We start from the raw sequence: 4,082 nt of genomic DNA, 5'->3' as shown, positions 1-4,082 counted from the left end.
CAAGGACGCGAAGGTCTCCATCGAGAAGGTGACGCTCGCTAAGTAGAGCGTCCACTTTTTTTCCTCTTATATCTTCTCGGAAATTTTTTATTATGTCTCGGGGATCTGCTGTGTAGCCCGAGGATCGACGCCTTTTGCGTCCCGGCTGAGCTTGGGAACCGGATTTCAATAAGCGGCCAAAATGTCGCTCTCAAGCAAAATGTCGCTCTCAAGTCTCCATCGAAACTCACCCTACGCAAAATTATTCGAGCATCAAAATGACCAGAAGGGAACGTTTAAGTATTAGTTTCTCAGGTAGGTTACCTCAAATGAAAAGGATGGTCGGATGGAGTCGGTAGTGGTTTAGAAAAGGAGGAAATAAGATGGCGTTTTACACCCTTGGTCTCACCTTTTGGATAGTGATCGCCCTTACCGTTGTGGTATTGGGATTCTGGATCTACGGCCTCTACTTTAACTTCAAGAAGTGGGGGATGGGGTCCACCGGTTATCAGGATGAGCTGCGAAACAGCTTCTGGCTTTTTATCGCGACATGGATTCATCAAGCCTTCAAAGACGGCGTATGGGTATTCGTAAAGACCCTCGTCCTCGACGTGCTGCTTCTCAGGCGGACCCTCAGGAGGAGCCCGGTGAGATGGGTCATGCACATGACTATATTCTACGGGTTTTTGATCCTCGCCGCCATGTCGGGCTTCGCCCTCTTCATGGACATAATCGAGCACTTCAACGTCCTGGGCCTGGCCCACCAGGCAGAGATGGTGAAGGATTGGATGGCTCTTCCCTTTGACATCTTCGGCTACCTGCTCCTCTTCGGAGCCACCGTTGGGGTTGCGAGGAGGATCTTCCTCAGGGAGGTAAGATCCCGGACCTCGGCCTATGACGTGGTCCTCCTGGGCGGAGTATTTCTTATAACCATCACCGGCTTTTATGCGGAGTGGCTGCGAGGCAACGCCTTTCTCGTCGGAGATGCCTTTGCATACCCGGTATATGCGCCCCATTTCTCTCTGCTCCACACGATCCTGGCGCTGGCCCTCTTCGTCGCGATCCTTCCCTACAGCAAGTACATGCACATAATAGCAGCCCCGCTGACGATTCTCGCAAACAGAGGAGGCGAATAAGATGGCAAACGAAAAAGAAAGTCCCGCTGGAAAGCCCCTCATATCAGGATTCCTCATGTCCACCCAGCTCATGGAGCTGGATGGATGCACCCGATGTCAGGAGTGCATGAAGTGGTGTCCTACCTTCAACGTGTACGGCGACCGACCCGAGATCACCCCCATGTACAAGATCGCCAAGTTCAGAGAGCTCCTCGGAAGCCAGCACGGCCTCCGGGCGAAGCTCTTCGGAGCCAAGCCCCTGAACGAGGACGAGGTCAACCAGTTCATGGACGACTCCTACATGTGCACCACCTGTGGCGTCTGCGGCACGGTCTGCGAGTCGGGTATCAACACCGTAGAGCTGTGGGAGGCCACAAGGCCCAACCTGGTGGTCAGAGGAAACGGTCCCTGGGGGAAGCAGTCCTTCTTCCCCATGCTTCTGGGAAAGGACAAAAATCCCTATCAGGCAAAGCAGGAAGATCGGCTCTGCTTCGTTCCCGACGACGCCGAGGTCCTCGACTCGGCGAAGATCGCCTACTTCGCGGGCTGCACCGCAGCCTATCGGCAGCAGGCCCTGGGCGTGGCGACGGTCAGGATCCTCAACGCCCTGGATATACCCTTCTGCATGCTGGGCAAGGACGAATGGTGCTGCTCCTCAGCCCTGGTCAGGACCGGCCAGCGCGACGTGATGAGGGACCACGCGGTCCACAACGTCGACGCCCTCAAGGACAGAGGCGTCGAGACCGTGGTCTACGCCTGCGCGGGCTGTTTGAGGACCGCCACCGTCGACTGGCCCCGGTGGTATGAGGGCTACATCCCCTACAAGAACGTGCCCCTGGCCGTCTACCTGAGGGAGAAGGTCCAGAGTGGCGAGGTGGAGTGGAAGAGGGCCTTAAACGACCTTAACGTCACCTTCCACGACCCCTGCCACTCGGGAAGACACCTGATGCACATCAACGGGAGAGATTGGGCCTTCGAGGCGCCGAGGGACGTCTACAACTCGATACCCGGCCTCAACTACAAGGAGATGACCCGTTCTCGAGAGTTCCAGAGATGCTGTGGAGCCGGAGGCGGGGTCAAGGCCGGACAGCCCGATCTCGCTCTGGGCTGCGCCGTGGCCAGGGTCAAAGACGGCCTGGATGTGAACGCCGACGTGATCTCCAGCACCTGCCCCTTCTGCAGGCGTAACATCATGGACGGCAGAAATGAGATGAAGTCTGAGGTCAAGGTGGCAGACCAGGTCGAGCTGATGGCCGCCGCCATGGGCCTGGACGTGACCATCCCTGACAACCCCTACATGGAGTATCAGGAGCAGGATGAGATCCTCTGCAAGGGCGAGGTCTGCCAGCTGGAGGAGGTCGCCGAGACAAAGGCGCAAGACGTGGATGCCTATTAAAGCGGGCATCATCTCTTTTTATTATTTTTCCTCGCAGGTACTAACTTAAAAATAGTTAATAGGATTTTCGGCTCCGTCTTAGCCCATCACCTGCTCCATCTTGACGGTTATCACGCTTCCAGGCGCTATGGGCACCGCCTCTCTGATCTCACTGGGGATGGTGATCCGGCCTTCTTCGTCCACCCGGCTTGAAAAATCGAACTTGTCTACGAGCTCCTCTATCCTCTCTACCGGCCTGTTCTCCGAGTCCAGGACATGTCTGAGCCTTATCGAGACCACATCGCCTGAGCCGATACCTGCAGAGCTTCTGATAACTCCGGGGATGGTGATCCTCCCATCTTCATCCACCTTGTCCAGGAACTCGTATTTATAGGCGGGCTCCCTCTTCTCCTCTCTCAATACGTGCTCTACGCTGGCAGAGACGGTGAACCCAGGAGAGGTGCCCGAAGATCTCCCGATCATATCGGGAATCCTGACGAAGCCCTCCTCGTCGACCCGATCTGTAAATTCAAAATTTTCCGGCATCTTTGGATGGATCTCGAGGGGCCTTCTCTCTTGGTCCATGATGGGCTTCATCTTGATGGTGACTATGCTGTCAGGAAGAGCTCCAGAAGCCTTCTGCAGATCGGGAGGTATCCTGATCCGGCATTCTCTGTCTACTTCGGCCTCAAATTCGAACTTCTCCGCTTCGCTCATAATTATACTTTAACGGCTGATGTGTATTTAAAATTTGCATCGGGCTTGGATTGTGGCGAAGGATGAGATCTCGGAGGTGGAGATCACATCACGGGCCGCGCGTAGATCGTGTCCCTGGTGTAGCTGATCACCTGGAGCTCTCTCTTCTTCGGCTCCTCCTCCGCCGGGGGCGCCATCGCCACCTCCTCGAAGTCCGAGATCCCTCCCGAGACGGCTGGAACGAAGGGGAGGGGATCGGAGGCCGCCGGCTCGTAGAGGGCGGTCTCGGGGCTCGTCATCGAGGCGCTGAAACTGCCAGTCCAGCCGGACCCGGTCTCGTCAGAGCAGACGAAGGTTCCAGCGATATCGCCCGAATCGTCAGACGAGCCGGTCATCCTTGCCGCCGTCAGAGGACGTTTTATCAGCAAGATCTCCAAGTCGAGGCCGCTTCCATCTAACCGGCCCGTCACCATACCGTTCCAGGGATCGGGCGTCTCGCCGGTGCATGCCCCGGAGATGGCCGGCCCCATCATGAATAGGGCCGCAGAAAACTCCTCCAGGGGGAGGGGATCGCCGGAGATCTGATCTGCTTCGCAACTGAAGGCCCAAAGGCCGGTCAGGCCGGCGTCGTTCTCGGCGATCCCTGCGCCGGCGATCAATATCAAAGACGCCAGGATCAATATGGTATTTCTGATCATCTGTCCTGTCATATTGGGGCCCGATTTATTAAAAATTATCCTGGGCGACGGAAAGAGTAAATTGAGAAAAGATCGAAGGATACGGTGAGGTTCTCATGACCACGATAAGAGATCCGGTCCACGGATACGTCGAACTCGACGATCTCGCCCGGGATCTTGCCGATACCCAGGAGATGCAGAGGCTGAGGTGGATAAAGCAGCTGGGCCTCGCCAACCTGG

Annotated in this window: 4 protein-coding genes and 1 pseudogene; 3 read left to right on the top strand and 2 right to left on the bottom strand. The window is 56.3% G+C overall.

What is annotated here, in order from left to right:
* The first annotated feature begins 362 nt into the window (after positions 1-362).
* Positions 363-1,115 carry a heterodisulfide reductase gene (locus ACP5EL_RS09450; protein ID WP_428402263.1) on the top strand — a complete coding sequence of 251 codons (753 nt, stop codon included), beginning with the start codon at positions 363-365 and terminating at the stop codon, positions 1,113-1,115.
* 1 nt (position 1,116) lies between these two features.
* Entirely contained in the window at positions 1,117-2,490 is a 1,374-nt protein-coding gene (locus ACP5EL_RS09445; RefSeq protein WP_428402262.1) for a (Fe-S)-binding protein, read from the top strand.
* A gap of 78 nt (positions 2,491-2,568) precedes the next feature.
* Here the strand turns inward: ACP5EL_RS09445 and ACP5EL_RS09440 are convergent, their stop codons facing one another.
* Positions 2,569-3,186, bottom strand: a complete 618-nt coding sequence (locus tag ACP5EL_RS09440) for a hypothetical protein (RefSeq protein WP_428402261.1) — start codon at positions 3,184-3,186, stop codon at positions 2,569-2,571.
* A gap of 83 nt (positions 3,187-3,269) precedes the next feature.
* On the bottom strand, positions 3,270-3,863 hold the full coding sequence (locus tag ACP5EL_RS09435) for a hypothetical protein (RefSeq protein WP_428402260.1): 594 nt from the start codon (positions 3,861-3,863) through the stop codon (positions 3,270-3,272).
* Between the two features lie 95 nt (positions 3,864-3,958).
* Here ACP5EL_RS09435 and ACP5EL_RS09430 point away from each other — a divergent pair.
* Positions 3,959-4,082 (top strand): annotated as a pseudogene (locus ACP5EL_RS09430) (HD domain-containing protein); the annotation flags it as partial.

Source organism: Methanocrinis sp. (genome assembly GCF_049974945.1).
GTDB lineage: Archaea > Halobacteriota > Methanosarcinia > Methanotrichales > Methanotrichaceae > Methanocrinis.
Note: the sequence above shows the minus strand (reverse complement) of the source record. Positions and strands in the feature narration are given on the sequence as shown.